This window comes from Kitasatospora sp. P5_F3 (assembly GCF_054049135.1).
The window spans coordinates 1-17,328 of the sequence record NZ_JBFUMY010000035.1; the positions used below are offsets into that span (position 1 = coordinate 1).

The 17,328-nt window shown below is 70.8% G+C and carries 16 protein-coding genes; all 16 read left to right on the forward strand.

Translation table 11 applies throughout. From position 1 onward, the window contains the following. Window positions 1-381, forward strand: a 381-nt coding sequence (locus ACXJMZ_RS21615) for a response regulator transcription factor (protein ID WP_457031710.1), incomplete at its 5' end; no start/stop codon positions are given. A 171-nt stretch (window positions 382-552) separates the two neighbouring features. Then, window positions 553-1,365 (forward strand): dimethylarginine dimethylaminohydrolase family protein, encoded by an 813-nt coding sequence (locus ACXJMZ_RS21620; protein WP_457031711.1) that lies wholly within the window; start codon window positions 553-555, stop codon window positions 1,363-1,365. 66 nt (window positions 1,366-1,431) lie between these two features. Then, window positions 1,432-3,189, forward strand: coding sequence for a copper resistance CopC/CopD family protein (locus tag ACXJMZ_RS21625; protein ID WP_457031712.1), 1,758 nt, complete (start codon window positions 1,432-1,434; stop codon window positions 3,187-3,189). Window positions 3,190-3,289: 100 nt separating this feature from the next. Next, a complete protein-coding gene (locus tag ACXJMZ_RS21630) occupies window positions 3,290-4,588 on the forward strand; it encodes an MFS transporter (RefSeq protein WP_457031713.1) in 1,299 nt (432 codons plus the stop codon). 77 nt (window positions 4,589-4,665) lie between these two features. Further along, window positions 4,666-5,493: an isocitrate lyase/PEP mutase family protein gene (locus ACXJMZ_RS21635; protein WP_457031714.1), complete on the forward strand. Its 828-nt coding sequence runs from the start codon at window positions 4,666-4,668 to the stop codon at window positions 5,491-5,493. 252 nt (window positions 5,494-5,745) lie between these two features. Further along, on the forward strand, window positions 5,746-7,206 hold the full coding sequence (locus ACXJMZ_RS21640) for an XRE family transcriptional regulator (protein WP_457031796.1): 1,461 nt from the start codon (window positions 5,746-5,748) through the stop codon (window positions 7,204-7,206). A 140-nt stretch (window positions 7,207-7,346) separates the two neighbouring features. After that, window positions 7,347-8,627 (forward strand): SidA/IucD/PvdA family monooxygenase, encoded by a 1,281-nt coding sequence (locus ACXJMZ_RS21645; protein WP_457031715.1) that lies wholly within the window; start codon window positions 7,347-7,349, stop codon window positions 8,625-8,627. Beyond that, window positions 8,627-8,995: a cupin domain-containing protein gene (locus tag ACXJMZ_RS21650; protein WP_057234695.1), complete on the forward strand. Its 369-nt coding sequence runs from the start codon at window positions 8,627-8,629 to the stop codon at window positions 8,993-8,995. Before ACXJMZ_RS21645 ends, ACXJMZ_RS21650 begins: the two co-directional genes overlap by 1 nt. Continuing rightward, entirely contained in the window at window positions 8,992-10,530 is a 1,539-nt protein-coding gene (locus tag ACXJMZ_RS21655) for a class I tRNA ligase family protein (RefSeq protein WP_457031716.1), read from the forward strand. The genes ACXJMZ_RS21650 and ACXJMZ_RS21655 overlap by 4 nt, the downstream gene beginning before the upstream one ends. Window position 10,531: 1 nt before the next feature. Continuing rightward, window positions 10,532-11,611, forward strand: coding sequence for an NAD(P)/FAD-dependent oxidoreductase (locus tag ACXJMZ_RS21660; protein WP_457031717.1), 1,080 nt, complete (start codon window positions 10,532-10,534; stop codon window positions 11,609-11,611). Beyond that, window positions 11,608-12,906: an ATP-grasp domain-containing protein gene (locus tag ACXJMZ_RS21665; protein ID WP_457031718.1), complete on the forward strand. Its 1,299-nt coding sequence runs from the start codon at window positions 11,608-11,610 to the stop codon at window positions 12,904-12,906. Before ACXJMZ_RS21660 ends, ACXJMZ_RS21665 begins: the two co-directional genes overlap by 4 nt. Then, complete coding sequence (locus ACXJMZ_RS21670) at window positions 12,903-13,256, forward strand: hypothetical protein (RefSeq protein WP_457031719.1); 354 nt, start codon at window positions 12,903-12,905, stop codon at window positions 13,254-13,256. The genes ACXJMZ_RS21665 and ACXJMZ_RS21670 overlap by 4 nt, the downstream gene beginning before the upstream one ends. After that, window positions 13,253-14,611: an FAD-binding oxidoreductase gene (locus tag ACXJMZ_RS21675; protein ID WP_457031720.1), complete on the forward strand. Its 1,359-nt coding sequence runs from the start codon at window positions 13,253-13,255 to the stop codon at window positions 14,609-14,611. Before ACXJMZ_RS21670 ends, ACXJMZ_RS21675 begins: the two co-directional genes overlap by 4 nt. 98 nt (window positions 14,612-14,709) lie before the next feature. Beyond that, complete coding sequence (locus ACXJMZ_RS21680) at window positions 14,710-15,219, forward strand: flavin reductase family protein (protein ID WP_057234686.1); 510 nt, start codon at window positions 14,710-14,712, stop codon at window positions 15,217-15,219. Between the two features lie 2 nt (window positions 15,220-15,221). Further along, on the forward strand, window positions 15,222-16,412 hold the full coding sequence (locus tag ACXJMZ_RS21685) for an acyl-CoA dehydrogenase family protein (protein ID WP_457031721.1): 1,191 nt from the start codon (window positions 15,222-15,224) through the stop codon (window positions 16,410-16,412). Between the two features lie 55 nt (window positions 16,413-16,467). Next, complete coding sequence (gene ddaH / locus ACXJMZ_RS21690) at window positions 16,468-17,310, forward strand: dimethylargininase (protein ID WP_457031722.1); 843 nt, start codon at window positions 16,468-16,470, stop codon at window positions 17,308-17,310. The last annotated feature ends 18 nt before the right edge of the window (window positions 17,311-17,328 follow it).

The following is a 17,328-nucleotide window of genomic DNA, read 5'->3' on the forward strand; positions in this document are numbered from 1 at the left end:
GAGCAGGCCCGCGCCCTGGTGGCCGGTGGCCGGGTGGAGCGCTCGCTGCGCAGGCAGGCAGCCGCCCGGGCCGCCTGGGAGGAGGCCGCGGGCCTGCTGGCCGAGGCCGGTGCGGCGCCGTGGCTGGAGCTCACCAGGGAGTTGCTGGCCCGCCTGAACGGCACGGCCGGGTCGATCAGCCCGGCTCTGGCGGCCGAACTGACCTGCACCGAGCGCCGGTTGGCCGGTCTGGTGAGCGACGGCGCGAGCAATCGGCAGGCGGCCCAGCAGATGTTCGTCTCGGTCAAGACGGTCGAGGGCACCCTGAGCCGGATCTACCGCAAGCTCGGCATCCGGTCCCGTACCCAGCTGGCCGCCGTGCTCGCCGAGCGGTCGTCCTGACGGTCCGTCGGCCCGAGTTGATTGTTTCGAGGCCCGATGATGGCGACCAATTCGGCGCTCTGTTGAACTCGTTGATGAGCGCAGGCCCCACCAGATTCGGCCGGTGATCCCGGTCCGCTCCGTCAAGTCGGCTCGACCGAGCCGGTACCGACAGGCCAGGAGGAATGAATCGTGAACAGTGCACTGCTGGTTTCCGACGCTGCCCACTTCCGGGTCGACTACGAGATCAACCCGTACATGCACACCGAGATCCAGCCCGATCTGGCGGCCGCCGTCGCCGAGCACGAGGCGATCGTGGCCGCGCACCTGCAGGCCGGCCGCAAGGTCGAGTACGTGCCGTCCGCACCGGAGTGCCCGGACATGGTCTTCACCGCCAACGCCGCCGTGGTCCGCGGTGACCGGGCGATCCTGGGCAACCCTCCGCCGGAGCGCAAGGCCGAGGTCTCGTACTTCCAGGAGTGGCTGACCTGGCGGGGGTACGACGTGGTCGAGGTGCCCTACGCGTTCAGCGGCCAGGGCGACGCGCTGGCCTTCGGCGACCTGCTGCTCGCCGCGTACGGCCAGCGCACCGACCAGCGGATGCTGGCGGTGCTGGCCGAGGAGCTGGCTTACGAGGTGGTGCCGCTGCAGACCGTGAGCTCGCGCTGGTACGACCTCGACCTGGCCGTGGGTGTGGTCGGCCTGCCGAACACCCTGGCCTACTGCCCGCAGGCCCTGGACGCGCCGAGCCTGCGGCGGCTGCGCGGACTCGGGGCCGACCTGATCGAGGTGTCGGAGGAGGAGGCGGCGAAGTTCGCGCTGAACCTGGTCGGCGACGGCACCACCGTGACCATGACCAAGGGCGCGCCGCGGCTCGCCGCCGAGCTGCGCGAGCGCGGCCTGAAGGTGATCGAACTCGAGACCACCGAGCTGGCCAAGGGCGGTGGCGGGGTCCGCTGCACCGCCCTGACGTTGGACAACCCGCCCGCCAGGACGTCCTTCTGACGTCGGGGCAGGAGTGGCACCGCCTAGATTGAGGTGCCGATCATCTACAGCCGGGAAGTGCCAGGTATGACCGAACGATCCGTGTGGATACGCCGCACCGTCGGCGCGCTGGTCGCGCTGTTCGCAGCCGTGCTGATGCTGTTCGGAGGGGCGGGAACCGCAGCCGCGCACGCGGCACTGGTCTTGACCGACCCGGCGCAGAACTCGGTGGTGCCGTCCGCTCCGTCCGCCGTCACGCTGACCTTCAGTGAAGGCGTGACGCTCAGCGCCGACTCGGTCCGGGTCCTCGATCCGGCGGGGAAGCAGGTGGACGCGGGCGACACCGGACGCGCCGACGGCAAGGGCGACACCGCGCGGGTCACCCTGCGCACCGGTCTCGCCGACGGCACCTACACGGTGGCCTGGCGGGCCGTCTCGGACGACTCGCACCCGGTCAGCGGTGCTTTTACCTTCTCGATCGGGGCACCCTCGGCCACCGTGGTGCCCGCCGACTCGACCCAGGGCGTCAAGACGGACGGCCTGATCTCGTTCATGTACGACACCGGCCGGGTGGCGGCGTACGTCGCGTTCGCGCTGCTGGCCGGGGCGGTGGCCTTCGTGCTGGTCTGCTGGTCGGCCGGGGCGGCGGTCAAGCAGGTGCAGCAACTGCTGGTCACCGGCTGGCTCGGCCTGCTGGTCGCGACGGTGGTCCTGCTGCTGCTGCGGGGCTCGTACGAGCGGGGCAGCAAGATCGCGCAGGCCGCGGATCCGGCGCTCGCGCACGTCTCGTTGGACGGGCGGATCTACACCGCGCTGGCGGTCAGGCTGCTGCTGCTCGCCGTGAGCGGGGTGTATCTGGCCATGCTGGTCGGGCAGTTGGGCCAGCCCGGCGAGGAGCCCGCGCCGCGAAGGGCCCGCGCCAGGCTGGGCCTGACCGGGGTGCTGCTGGCGGTCGCGCTGTCGGCGACCTGGGTCGGCACCGACCACTCGGCGGTCGGCATCCAGGTCTGGTTGTCGCTGCCGACGGCCGTCCTGCACCTGCTCGCGATGGCGGCCTGGCTGGGCGGCCTGGCCACCCTGCTGGCCGGGCTGCGGCAGGGTGTCGGGGCCGAGAGCGTGGCGCGGTTCTCCCGGGTGGCGTTCGGCGCCGTGACGGTGCTGGTGCTGACCGGGGTGTACCAGTCCTGGCGCGGGGTGGGGTCCTGGAGTGCCCTGGTCGACACCGAGTACGGGCGGTTGCTGCTGATCAAGATCGGCTGCGTCGCGGTGATGCTCGGGGCGGCCTGGTTCTCCCGCCGGTGGATCGCCCGGGTGCGGACCGAACCGACGGCGGACGACGCAGCCGCGCGGTCCGGGCTGCGGTGCTCGGTGCTGGTGGAGGCGGCCGTCGCGGTGGCGGTGCTGGTGGTGACCACGCTGCTCACCAGCGCACCGCCCGGACGGGTGGCCCAGGCGGTCGCCGACCTGCCGAAGAGCCCGGCGCCGGCCGCACCCGGCCGGGGTGTGGAGCTGAAGCTGCCGTACGACACCGGTGGGCGGACCGCGAACGCCAAGGGCACCGCGACCGTGGGCATCGCCCCGGTGGCGGTCGGCAACAACACCGTCCGGCTGGCACTGAACGATGCGGGCGGCCAGCCGGTGGAGGTCACGGAGATCGAGCTGACCTTCACGCTGCCCGCCCGGGACATCGGGCCCCTGACGGTGGCCCTGCAACCGGAGGGGACCGGACGCTGGACGGGTACCGCCCAACTCCCGCTGGCGGGTGAGTGGGTGGCCTCGCTCTCGGTCAGGACCTCCGACATCGACCAAGCAACGTCCGTGCAGAAATTGACGATTGGGAGCTGAGCGAAGCATGGGATCACGCACCACCGGGCCATGGCCCGAACCTGACAGAGTTGACGACCAGCGCTATCCGGAACCCGACCGGGGCGAGCACTCTGGCCAGGTGATTCGAAACAAGCAGATCTGGCCATGGATGATTGCGGCCATCGGTTTCGTCGCGCTGGTCGGCGCGGCGGGCTTCCGGGCCACCCCGGGTGCACTGGTGGAACCGCTCAAACAAGAGTTCGGTTGGTCGTCCGGCACCATCGGACTGGCCATGTCGGTCAACCTCGCGCTGTACGGCGTCACCGCGCCGTTCGCCGCGGCCCTGATGGAGCGCTTCGGCGTCCGCAAGGTGACGGCCGGTGCGATGACCCTGATCGCGCTGGGCAGTGGTCTGACCGTGTTCATGACCTCGGCGTGGCAGCTGGTGCTGCTCTGGGGCGTGCTGGTGGGCCTGGGCGCCGGGTCCATCTCGCTCGGTTTCGTGGCGACCATCGGCACCCGCTGGTTCGTCAAGCGCCAGGGGCTGGTCACCGGCATCCTGTCGGCCGGCGGTGCGACCGGTTCGCTGATCTTCCTGCCGCTGGTGGCCTCGCTGACCGAGACCTCGGGCGGCTGGCGGACGGCCGCGATCGTGGTGTCGCTGGTGGCGCTCGCCACGGTGCCGCTGATCCTGCTGTTCTTCCGCGAGCACCCCGCCGACCTGGGGATCCCGCCGTACGGCGGGGACGAGATCGTGCCCCCGGCGGCCCCCACCGGCAGCGCCGCCAGGCTCGCCGTCGACGGGCTGAGGAAGGCCGCGAAGACCCGGACGTTCTGGCTGCTCGCGGTCGGCTTCGCGATCTGTGGCGCCACCACCAACGGTCTGGTCGCGACCCACTTCATCCCCGCCGCCCACGACCACGGCATGCCGACCGTCACCGCGGCCGGCCTGCTCGCCATGATCGGCATCTTCGACCTGATCGGCACCATCCTCTCCGGCTGGCTCTCCGACCGGGTCGACTCGCGCATCCTGCTGGCCGTCTACTACGTGCTGCGCGGATTGTCGCTGCTGGTGCTGCCCTCGCTGTTCAGCGAGGAGATCAGCGGGCCCATGGTGATCTTCGTGATCTTCTACGGCATGGACTTCATCGCCACCGTGCCGCCGACCGTGGCGCTCTGCCGGGAGCACTTCGGGATGTCGGCCGGGATCGTGTTCGGCTGGGTCTTCGCCTGCCACCAGCTGGGTGCCGCGTTCGCCGCCACGGCGGCCGGTGTCACCCGCGACAGCTTCGGTGACTACGCGCCGGCCTGGTACGTCGCCGGTGTCCTCAGCGTCGGCGCGGCGCTGCTGTCGATGCGGATCAAGCGGGCCCCCGTCGAGAGTGCCCCGGAGGCTCCGGCCGCCGCGGACCTGGTGCCGGAGGAAGCACGCGGCTGAGCACGTCATCTCGTTCGCACCACCCGTCGCCAACGCCTAAGCTATTCCGGTAAAACCCCCTTACTGAAAGGTGCGTCATGACGAACAGTCAGCAGGCCAAGGCCGTCCTCCTCCGCGAGCTGCACAAGGACGGTGTCCTGGTGCTGCCGAACGCCTGGGATGCCGGGAGCGCGGCGCTCATCGGCCAGGCCGGTGCCAAGGCGATCGCCACCACCAGTGGCGGGGTGTCCTGGTCGGCCGGCCGCCCGGACCAGCAGGCGCTCAGCCGGGACGAGATGGTGGCGGCGGTCGCTCGGATCGTCGACGCGGTCGAGCTGCCGGTGACCGCCGACATCGAGGCCGGATACGGGCTCGCGCCCGAGGACGTGGCGGCCACCATCACCGCGGTGATCGGCGCCGGAGTGGTCGGGGTGAACCTCGAGGACTCCAAGCCGGACTACTCGCTGTTCACCGCCGAGGAGCAGGCGGCCCGGATCCGCGCGGCCCGGCAGGCGGCCGAGCAGGCCGGTCTGCCGGAGCTGGTGATCAACCTGCGTACCGACGTGTTCCTGTTCGGGATCGGCGAGCCGGAGGGCCGGGCGGCCGACGTGCTGGCCCGCGCGGCGGTCTACGCCGAGGCCGGGGCGGACAGCCTGTTCGTGCCGGGCCTGCTCGACCTCGCGGTGATCGCGGAGCTGGTGCAGGGCCAGCCGCTGCCGGTGAACGTGATGGCCGGTCCGGGTGCGCCGACGGTGGCCGAGTTCGAGGCCGCCGGGGTCCGCCGGGTGAGCGTCGGCACCGCCGTCGCGCAGGCCGCCTACACGCTGGCCCAGCGGGCCGCCGCCGAGCTGCTCGGCAAGGGCACGTACGACGAGCTGGCCGGCGCGCTGGACTTCGGCGCGGTGAACAGCAGCTTCAACCGCTGAGCGGAACGGGCCGCACGGTCAGCCGCCGGGGCCGGGCGGCACCGCCCTACGGGGAGACCTTGCAGTCCGACGATGTCACGACGCACGGGGAAGTGGAGCAGCCGGAGACACCGGCCACCCAAGTCCGCCGTGCTTTTCCGTAGGTAACCCGGGGGAGTGGACCGGCCGGAGACAACGGCCGCCCATTCCCCCGGGCATTTCCGTCGGCACACAGGCCGTCTGTGTGCGAGTGAGCAAAAGGGGATGAAGAGCATGGGGAGGCCGGAGAAGCCGGTGGACGAGACGGGCGGCGCGGTCGCGGAGTTCGCGAGCGGGCTCCGTCGACTGCGTGCCAAGGCTGGCAACCCGACCTATCGGGACATGGCCAGGACCGCGATGTACTCCGCCTCGGTGCTGTCCAGCGCCGCCAACGGACACCGACTGCCCACCCTGCAGGTGGCGTTGGGGTACGTGGAGGCCTGCCGGGGCGACCGGGAGGAGTGGCGGCGGCGCTGGATGGTGGCCGCCGCGGGAGGAGGTGTGCCGATGGTCGGGCCGCGTCCGGCGGTGTCCTTCACCGAGCCGGCCGCCGAGCAGCGCCCGTCGGCACCGGCACTGATGTCGGTGCCGGAGCAGCGGATGTCGGGGGCAGCGGTGGCAGGGGTGCCCGCAGCCGGTATGCCGAGGCCGGCCCAACTGCCGCTGCGCCCGCAGGGGTTCGTCGGCCGGACGGCAGAGCTGGCCCGGCTGGCCGGGCCCGGCGGCAGCCCGGTGCTGATCAGCGGGCGGGTCGGGGTCGGCAAGAGCGAGCTCGCGCTGCGGCACGCGTACGACCTGGCCGACCGGCTGGTGGACGGTCAGCTCTACGCGGACCTGGGCCCGTTGACCAAGGCCACCTTCAACCTGTCAGAGCTGGTCGGCGGTTTCCTGTCCGCACTCGGGGTGCCGCCGGAGCGAATACCGGCCGCACCGGACCAGCAGGCCGGGCTGTTCCGCTCACTGCTGGCCAGGCGCAGCGTGCTGGTGCTGCTGGAGAACGTGCACTGCGAGCGGCAGATCAGGCCGCTGCTGGCCGACAGCGAGACCAGCACCACCATCGTGGTGAGCCGTACCCCGCTGCTCGGCCTGCGCGACGTCCGGCGGATCAGGCTGGAACCGCTGCCCCGGGCCGACTCGGTCGAGCTGATCGCCCGGGCGCTGCCCGAACGGGCCCAGGCCGACCCGGCCGGGGCGGACCGGCTGGCCGAGCTCTGCGGTGACCTGCCGCTGGCGCTGGACATCGCCACCCGCAAGCTGGCGGCCCGTCCTGACATCTCGCTGCGCTGGGCGGCGAGCCGGCTGGACTGCCCGGACACCCTGCTGGACTGGCTGAGCGTCGGCGACCTGTCGATGCGTGAGTCGCTCAACTCCGCCCATGTCCAACTGGGCGACCGGGCCGCCGAGCTGCTCGATCTGCTGGCGAAGCGGGCCGATTCCGAGCTGCGGGCCGAGGAATCAATCCCGGCCGGAGCGGACGAATTGATCGACGAGTTGGTCGATGCGGGGATGCTCGGAGCCGGTGAACGGCAGGGCACGTACCGGGTCGACCCGCTGGTCCGGGCCTTCGTCTCGGACCGCGATCCGGCCCACAACCTGCAGCCTCGTCGGGAACTGCCCTTCCCGAGGATGCGGCCGGAGCCCACCGCCGGGCAGTTGTCCGGTCCGGCCGACCAACTCACCGCCGGCGCTGCTTGATCGGCCTTGCCGGACAAGGCTGCCGATCAACAGCCGCACTCGCTTGACTCGTCCTACCGAACGGCGCCGAACACCAGAACGGGGCCGGAACACCTACTCGCTCGAAGGGGCGGTAGGACGAGTAGCGAGGTGGCATAGCAATGACGAACCACGAGGTCGAGGTTCTGGCAATCGGTGCCGGCCCGTCCAACTTGGCCCTGGCCGTGGCGATCGAGGAGTCCGGCTCCACCGGTCTCGCCAACAACACCCTGATCCTGGAGCAGTACCCGGACGTGAAGTGGCAGCGGAACCTGCTGCTGCCCTTCGCCCGCAGCCAGGTCTCCTTCGTCAAGGACCTGGTGACCCTGCGCAACCCGCAGAGCCGGTTCTCCTTCCTCTCCTTCCTGCACGCCAAGGGCCGGCTCGACGAGTTCGTCAACCTCGGCACCTTCAACCCCTTCCGCCGGGAGCTCTCCGAGTACCTGCAGTGGGTGGCCAACTCCCTGGACCACGTGGGCATCCGCTACAACGCGAAGGGCCAGAGCGTCGCCCCGCGGCGGGCCGACGACGGCACCGTGATCGGCTGGCGGGTCACCCTCACCAACGGCGACACGGTGGACGCCCGGGACCTGGTGGTCGGCACCGGCCGGGACGCCCACGTCCCCAAGGAGTTCGCCCACCTCCCCGCCGACCGGGTCATCCACAGCACCGCGTACAGCACCCGGATCGCCCAGTACCCGATCGACCGTCCGGTCCGGGTGGTGGTGATCGGCGCAGCGCAGAGCGCCGCCGAGATGTTCATGGCCGTGCACAAGGACCTGCCGCTCAGCCAGCCCACCCTGATCCACCGTTCGATCGGTCTGCAGAACTACCAGACCAGCAAGTTCGTCAACGAGCTCTTCTTCCCCTCCTTCGTGAACGAGTTCCACGACAGCCCGGTCGAGGCCCGGAAGCAGATCCTCGAGGAGATCCGGCTGACCAACTACGCCGGCCTGGCCGCCCCGTTCCTGGACGAGACCTACTCGATGCTCTACGAGCAGAAGCTCTCCGGCTCGCAGCGCTCCGCCGTCCGGTCGATGACCGAGGTGCTGGAGACCCGCGAGGAGGACGGCGAGGTGGTGCTGGAGCTGCGCGACCGCCGCACCGGCAAGACCGACCAGATCCGCTGCGACCTGGTGCTGCTCGGTACCGGCTACGACCAGCGGATGCCCGCGATGGTCCGTCACCTGGCCGGCCAGGTCGGCATCGAGGACATCGCGGTCAACCGCCGCTACCGGGTCGACCTCGGCGACTCCACCCGCGCCGGGCTCTACCTGCAGGGCTTCAACGAGGCCACCCACGGCATCTCCGACTCGCTGCTGAGCGTGCTGGCACACCGCTCCCACGAGATCACCACCGACCTGCTGGACCGTCGCACCGTCGCGGCCGAGCGGAGCCTGTGATGGAGATCCGTCGCCTCGACCGGGCCAACCTGACCCCCGCCTACGGCATCCTCGGCGACCCCCTGAAGCCCTGGGACGCACTCAACGCCCCCTTCGAAGCCGCCTGGTGCGTGATCGGCGGCGGCGGGGAGTCCACCCCGCACTCGCACCACGAGTACGAGATCTTCATCGCGATGGCGGGCCGCTCGACCCTGGTGGTCGACGGCACCGACCACGAGTTCATCGCCGGCGACATCGTCCGACTCCCGCCCGGCTGCACGCACAAGGTGGTCAACAACCACCCGGAGGACTTCGAGTACTACGGGATCTGGTGGGACACCGAGATGTCGGACCTGTTCCTGGCCCGTCACCACAAGGAGAACGCATGAGCAAGCGCGTGGCGGTGATCTCCCCCGCCCCGACCGCCAACGGAGACCTGCACCTCGGCCATCTGGCCGGGCCCTTCCTGGCCGCCGACGTCTACACCCGCTACCAGCGGGCGGCCGGCCGCGAGACGGTCTTCGGTACCGGCGCCCAGGACACCTCGACCTTCGTGGTCACCACCGCCCGACGTCTCGGCACCACCCCCGAGGCCCTGGTGGCCGACTCGACCGCCCGGATCGAGGCCACCCTGACCGCGATGGGCATCGAGGTCGACGGCTTCAGCCGGGACGAGGAGCGCTTCACCAAGCTGGTGCTGGACTTCGTCGGCCGGCTGCACTCCGCAGGCAAGATCGTGCTCCGGCCGACCCGGTTCCCCTACCTGCCGAGCACCGGCGAGTACCTGGTGGACGGTTACGTCAAGGGCGGTTGCCCGGTCTGCCTGACCGAGGGCTGCGCAGGTCTCTGCGAGAGCTGCGGCCACTCGTCGGCGGCCGGCGACCTGATCGACCCGCACTCCACCGAGTATCCCGACGCCGTCGTCGAGATGCGCGAAGTCCCGGTCCTGGTCCTGCCGTTGGAGGAGTATCGAGCACAGCTGAAGGAGTACTTCGCGAGCAGCGGGGCCGCGCTCCGCCCGCACATGGCGCAGGCCGTGCAGGAGATACTGGCCGGCCCGCTGCCCGACCTCCCGATCACCTACCCGATCTCCTGGGGCATCCCCGCCCCGTTCCCCGAGGTGGCCGGGCAGACCATCAACCCGAACGCCGAGACGATGGCCTGGTCCATCTACACCACCGCACTCGGCGCCGAGAAGCGCGGCGGGCTGCTGGCCGCCGACGACCAGCTCTGGTGGCCGGAGGCGGAGACCGAGGTGGTCTACTTCCTCGGCTTCGACAACACCTTCCCGTTCGCCATCGCCGGTGCCGCCATGCTGCTGGCGCTGGGGGACCGGTACGCCCTGCCGGCCGGCTTCGTCACCAACGAGTTCTACGAGCTGGAGCACCAGAAGTTCTCCACCAGCCGGGGTCACCTGGTCTGGGGCCAGGACCTGGCGGACCGGCTGCCCCGGGACGTCGGCCGGTTCCACCTGGCCGCCACCAGCCCGGAGAACCAGCGCACCAACTTCGGCTGGGGCGCCCTGGAGGCCGTCACCGGAGCCCGGCTGATCCAGCCTTGGAACCGGGTGGCCGCCAAGGTCGAGCAGTGGGCCGGACAGACCCTGCCGGTCTCCGCCGCCTCCCGCTTCGCCGCCGACCGGATCACCCAACGCTTCGCCGCCACCTACCAGTTGCCCGCCTTCAGCCTCGGCCGTGCGGCCGAGACACTGGCCGAGCAGCTCGGCCGGCTGGACCGCTGGGAGGTGACCGCCGAGCTCGCTGGTGACTTCTGCCACCAGGTGGAGGCGGTCCTGCGCGGAGCCGCCCCGATCCTGATCGACCTGGCCGCCGCGGCCCTGGACGACACCGCCGTCCGGCTGCAGGACGAGACCACCGAGATCACCCCGAAGGTCCTGCCCCGGCTCACCGGTGGGGCGGTCTGAGATGGCTACCGAAGCGCGTCGGGTGCTGGTGGTCGGGGCGGGGGTGACCGGACTGCTGACGGCGGTACGGGCCTCGCTGGCCGGTCACCAGGTCACCGTGCTGGACCGGGGGGCGATCCCCAACCCGGGCTCCACCTCCTTCGACCAGCACCGCGCAGTCCGGGCACTGGACCCGGACGACCTGGCGGGAACCAGGCGCACCGCGGTCGCACACCGCAGGTGGCTGGCCATGGAAGCCCTGCTGGGTACCAAGTTCTACCGCCAGGTCGGCATGCTCTCCGCCTGGCCGGCCGCCGGGATCGACCAGGTGACCGCAGCCGCGGCCGACGCCGGTCTCCCGGTGACCCTGATGGACACCGCCGACTTCCCGCACGTGCGGTTCCCCGCCGACTCGGTCGGCGTGCTGGAGCACCAGGGAGGCGTCCTGCTCGCCGACCATGCCCTGGCGGCAGTGGTCCGCTGGCTGGCCGAGCAGCCCAACGTGACGCTCCGCCCCTGGCAGGAGGTCAAGGCGGTGGACCCGGATACCGGCGAGGTGCACCTGCCCGACGCGGAGACCCTGGAGTCCGACCTGACGCTGATCGCCACCGGCCCCTGGTCGAAGAACCTGGTCGACCTGCCGATGCTGCTGCACCGTCAGACCCTGGTCTACCTCAAGCCACCGGAGGACCTGGCAGCGGTCTGGGAGCGGACCCCCGGCATCGGGCGGATCGGCTCCGAAGGCACCGCCTGGCTGCTGCCGCCCGGTGAGGGGACGCTGCTCAAGGCGAGCTCGGCCACCGTCTGCCGGGAGGCCGACCTGGCCGCCGACGGCAGCCCCGCCGAAGAACTCCGCTGGGCCGAGCAGGTGCTGTCCGAGCCGATCCTGACCGACCCGAAGCGCTACACGGTGATGGCGGTCAAGCGCTGCCACTACCTGGTGGATGCCGGCACCGGCGCCGCCCACCTGATCCAGCTCGGCCCGAAGACCTGGGCCCGTACCGCCAGCGGCGGCGACGGCTTCCGTACCGCCCCGCTGGTCGCCGACCGCATCGTGGCGGCTCTCGACGACACCGACAACCTTGGAGATGAAGCGAAATGACCGGCGACGACCGAGTGCTGCTGGTGATCGGCAGCGGGCTCAAACTCTACCGCGAGTACATCATCGAATCCGCCGCCCGGCGGGCGGGTGAACTCGGCCTCAAGCTGGTGCTGGTCAACAACCTCAAGCCCACCTGGCAGCAGGAGTACTTCGACGAGATCACCGTGGTCAACGTCTTCGACCACGAGCAACTCCGGGACGCGGCCCGGGAGATCGCCGGCCGCCGGACGGTGGTCGGGGTGGCCTGCTACGACGAGCCGTTGGTGATGCCGGCCGCCGAGCTGGCCGCCGAGTTCGGGGTCCCGGGTCTCGGGATCGAGGGTGTGCAGGGCTGCCGGGACAAGCACCGGACCCGCTCGCTGCTCTCCGCCGCCGGACTCCCGCAGCCCGGCTTCGAGTTGACCGACACCCTGGAGCAGGCCCGGGCGGTGGCCGAGCGGATCGGCTACCCCGTGGTGGTCAAGCCGCGGGCCCTGGGCGCCTCGATGGGCGTGGTACTCGCCGCGGACGAGGCCCAGTTGGACCAGGCGTACCTGGTCGCCTCGAACGCCAGCCTGGTCGGCGACGAGCCGTTCCGCGGCGGGGCGATCGTCGAGGGCTACGCCGTCGGACCCGAGATCAGCATCGACGGTGTGGTGCACAACGGCGAGTACCGGGCGATGTTCATCGCCCGCAAGGAGACCGGACACCACCCGTACTTCGAGGAGATCGGCCACGTCGTGGACGCCGCCGACCCGCTGCTCCGGGACCAGCAGCTGCTGGACGTACTGACCAAGGCGCACGAGGTGCTGAACGTCGAGAACGGGATGACCCACGCCGAGGTCAAGCTGACCTCCTACGGCCCGGTGATCATCGAGATCAACGGCCGGCTGGGCGGCGACCTGATCCCCTTCCTGGGCCGGATCGCCACCGGGATCGACGTCGGTGAGGTGCTGGTGGAGGCCGCCACCGGGATCCGCCCGGACATCTCCTTCACCCGGCACGAGGTGGCCGGCATCCAGTTCGGCTACCCGACCGAGGACGTCACCGTCCGCGAGGTGCGGGTACCGACCGGCCTGCCGGGCCTGGTGACCGCCGCGCCGATGGTCGACCCGGGCACCGAGCTGCGGCTGCCGCCCGGCGGCTACCTGGCCAGGCACTCCTTCGTGGTCTCCCAGGCCGAGGACCGGGAGGGCGTCACCGAACGCCTCCGGATTGCACTGAACGCAGTTGAGCTGGACGCAGATCCGCTGGAACGAAAGGACGTGAGTGCGGTGCTGGAGATGCCTGCAGGGCTGTTGGACGTGGACAAATGAGGATTGATTACGACGGACGCCAGTTCCGGAAGCTCGAATCGACCGACGGTGTGGTGGCGGTCTACCACCAGCGGGACGACCTGGTCTGGGCGGACTTCGCCGGTGGACCGGTCCGCCGGGGGAGCGTGGCCGGCACCTGCAGCGAGGACGGCACGCTGCGGCTCGCCTACACCATGGTGCTGACCGGCGGAGAAGTGATCGCGGGGCATTCGACGAACACCCCGGAGGAAGGCGCGGACGGCGAACTGCTGCTGCGCGAGGAATGGGAGCGCTACGGCCCGCACGCCGAGACCGGAACCTCCTACCTGTCGGAAGTGACGGAACGTCAGAAGCAGGAGGCAGTGCGATGAGTATCGACTGGGAGGGCCTGCGCAGCCAGGTGGACGGCCGGGTCAGCCGGCCGGGAGAGCCCGGCTTCGCGGAGAACAGCAGCGCCTTCAACAAGCGCTACGCGGGGATCACGGCGGCCGGGGTGCTCTCGGTGGCCAGCGTGGCGGACGTGGCCCGGGGGATCGCCTGGGCCCGCTCGCAGGGGCTGCCGGTGGTGGCCAGGGGCGGCGGTCACAGCTACGCCGGCCAGGCCGTCACCACCGGTCTGGTGCTCGACCTGCACGGACTGGACGCGATCACGGTGGACCGGGGCTCCGAGCTGGTCCGGGTCGGCGGCGGGGTCCGGGCCGGCCAGCTGTACGCCGAACTCCAGCGCCACGACCTGGCGGTGCCGCTCGGTAACTCGAACGACGTCGGGATCGGCGGCCTCACCCTCGGCGGGGGTGTGGCCGCGGTCTCCCGGGCCTTCGGGCTCACCTGCGACGCACTGGTGGAGACCGATCTGGTGCTCGCCGACGGCACCCTGGTGACCTGCAACGAACACGAGAACTCGGACCTGTTCTGGGCCTGCCGGGGCGGTGGTGGCGGCAACTTCGGAGTCAACACCTCCTTCACCTTCCAGGCCAGGCCGACCGTCGCCAGCTCCACCTGCCTGCTGATCTGGCCGCTGACCGACGCGGCCACGGTGCTGCCGGTGATGCAGCTGATCATGCAGGGCGCCCCGAACGAGTTCTCCGCCCGGATCGGCGTCAACCGCTCGTCCGGAGATGACGGATTCGTCTCGGTGATCGGTCAGTACCTGGGCCCCGCCTCGGAGTTGCGGGAGCTGCTGGCCCCCGTGCTGGACACCGTGGTGCCGGACCGGGCCGAGATCGAGGACCGGAGCTACTGGGAGGCCAAGGACTTCCTGCACCACGAGACCTCGGGCGACCCGTTCGCGGTCCGCACCAGGACGGTCAGCGAGCCGCTCTCCGAGGAGGCCGTGCACACCGCGCTGACCGCCCTGGCCGCCTGGCCCGGCAGCGCGAACCCGGACGGCGCCGGCATCGCGCTCTTCACCTGGGGCGGCGCGATCAACAAGATCCCGGCCACCGAGACCGCCTTCCCGCACCGGGACGTGCTCTTCCTGGTCTCGATGGACACCTCCTGGAGCACCGAGGACAGCGCCGAGGTCCGGCAGGCCAACCTGGACTGGCTGACCGAACTGCACGACGCGATGGGCGAGTTCGCCCGGGACGCCAGCTACGTCAACTTCACCGACCCCGACCTGCCCGGCGCCCAGTCCGCCTACTTCGGCCCGAATCTGGACCGGCTGCGGCAGATCAAGCGCCAGTACGACCCGGACCGGGTCTTCGACTTCCCGCAGGGAATCTGACAGACCGCCGGGCGCTCTTCCGGCATCTGACATACCGCCGACAGACGGACCGTCACCCGACGTACCGTCTTCCGAACCGAGCACGAGAGGACCCTGACATGTCACCCGATCTGCGCGGCGCGATGCGCAATTTCGCCACCGGAGTCTGTGTCGCCACCACCTACGCCGACCGCGAGGGCATTCGCCGCCACGACGCGGTGACGCTCAACTCCCTGACCTCGGTCTCGCTCGACCCGCCGCTGGTCTCGCTCTCCCTGCACCGTGACTCACAGTTCCTCACCGATCTGCTGGAGACCAAGAAGTGGGCGGTCTCCATCCTCGACTGCGAGGCGGAGCCGCTGGCCCGGCGGCTCGCCAAGGGACGGGTCGACCGCGCCGAAGCGGTCGACGCCCTCCCGGCCACCCCGGGGCCGAAGACCGGAGCGCTCGTCCTGGACGAGCACAGCGGCCTGGAGTGCGTGCTCTGGGACAGCTTCGACGTCGGCGACCACACGATGGTGATCGGTGAGGTGGTCTCCACCGGCGTCCGTGACCTTCAGCCCCCCCTGCTCTTCCTGCACGGCAGTTTCCAGCACCTGGCGTCCGCCAGCACCTCGAAGGAGTCCTGAAGATGTCGTCGAACACCCCGGCGGTACCGAACACCGCCGCCGAGATCCTGGCCGCCGCCAAGGCGCTGGCCCCGCAGCTGCGGGAGCGCTCGGTGGAGATCGAACAGAACCGCCGACTCCCGGCCGACGTGGTGGAGTTGATCCGGGGCACCGGCGCCTTCCGGATGGGTTTCAGCCGGGCCTGGGGCGGCCCCGAGCTCACCTCCATCGAGCAGACCGAGGTGGTCGAGGCGCTGGCCTACGGCGACACCTCGGCCGGCTGGTGCGCGATGATCGGGATGGACTCGGGCCTGTACGCCAACTTCCTGGACGAGGTGACGGCCAAGGAGATGTTCCCCAGCATCGACATGGCCACCGCCGGGCTGCTGTTCCCGACCGGCAAGGCCGACCGGGTCCCCGGCGGCTACCAGCTCAGCGGGCGCTGGCAGTTCGGCAGCGGCATCACCCAGGCCGACTGGGTGGTCTCCGGCGCCTTCATCACCGAGGGCGGCAAGCCCTGGCCGGCCGAGGGTCCGCAGGACTCGATCCTGCTGGCGGTCCCGCAGTCCGACGTCGAGGTGATCGACACCTGGCACACCACCGGCCTGGCCGGCAGCGGGAGTTGCGACTACACGATCACCGACGTGTTCGTCCCGGAGAACCGCACGATGACCTTCGCCGAGGTCCGCAACGGTGAGGGCCCGCTGGCCCAGCCCGAGGTGCACATGCGCAACATGCCGGGCGTCCCGCTCGGGGTGGCCCGGGCCGCACTGGACTGGGTCCGGGACCAGGTGGTCGCCAAGTCGCAGCCGGGCGGCGGCGGTTGGAACGACAACTGGCGGATGCAGGTCGCGCTGGCCGAGTGCGAGGCGGACTTCAACGCCACCCGGAGCGCGGTCTACGGCGCGATGCGGCGCCAGTGGGAGGTGCTGGCGGACGGCGGCACGATGGACGACATGACCGCCGACGAGCGCGCGGCGCTGCCGCTGTCCCGGCTGCACGCCTTCCGGACCGCCCGCTCGATCGTGATGCGGCTGTACGACCTGATGCAGACGGGCTCGATCTACCGCCCGAGCCCCCTGGACCGCTGGCTTCGCGACACCATGACGATGTGCCAGCACGTGGTGGCCCAGGACAAGATCCTGCAGACCGCCGGCGCGTACCTGCTGGGCAGCAAGCCCGGCTTCCCGCTGAGCCTCGGCATCACCGGCTGAGACCTCGGGCGCCCCGAGCACATCTTCCAACACCCCCGGAAGGACACACACCCTCATGACCGACCTCCTCGCCCGCGAGACCGCTGCGACCCAGCGGCAGGCACGCATCCGGCACTTCCTGATGTGCCGTCCGGACCACTTCGACGTCACGTACACCATCAACCCGTGGATGAACCCGGCGAAGCCCACCTCCAACGACCTGGCCATCGCGCAGTGGGAGGTGCTGCACACCCTGCTGGTCGAGCTCGGCCACCACGTGCAGACCATCGACGCCGAGGCCGGCCTGCCGGACATGGTCTTCGCCGCCAACGGCGCCACCGTGGTGGACGACAAGGCCCTGGTCGCCCGGTTCCGGCATCCGGAACGGGACGGTGAATCGGCGTACTACGTGGACTGGTTCCGCAAACAGGGGTTCGTGGAGGTCGTGCAGGCGCAGTACCCGAACGAGGGCGAGGGCGACTACCTGACCACCCGTCGGGCCATCCTGGCCGGCAACGGTTTCCGCTCCGACCCGCGTTCGCAGGCCGAGGCCGAGGCGCTGTTCGGCCGCCCGGTGGTCGGGCTGACCCTGGTGGACCCGCGCTTCTACCACCTGGACACCGCGCTGGCCGTGCTGGACGAGGACGAGGTCATGTACTACCCGGCCGCGTTCACCCCGGAGAGCCGCCGGGTGCTGGAGACGCTGTTCCCGGACGCGGTGCTCGCCGACGAGGCGGACGCGGTGGTCTTCGGACTCAACGCGGTCTCCGACGGCTACAACGTGATCCTTCCGGAGGCCGCCACCGGCCTGGCCGCCAAGCTCCGGGCCCGGGGCTTCCACACCCACGGGGTGGACCTCTCCGAGCTGCTCAAGGCGGGCGGCAGCGCCAAGTGCTGCACGCTCGAACTCCGGCACTGACCCCCATACTTCCTCTTT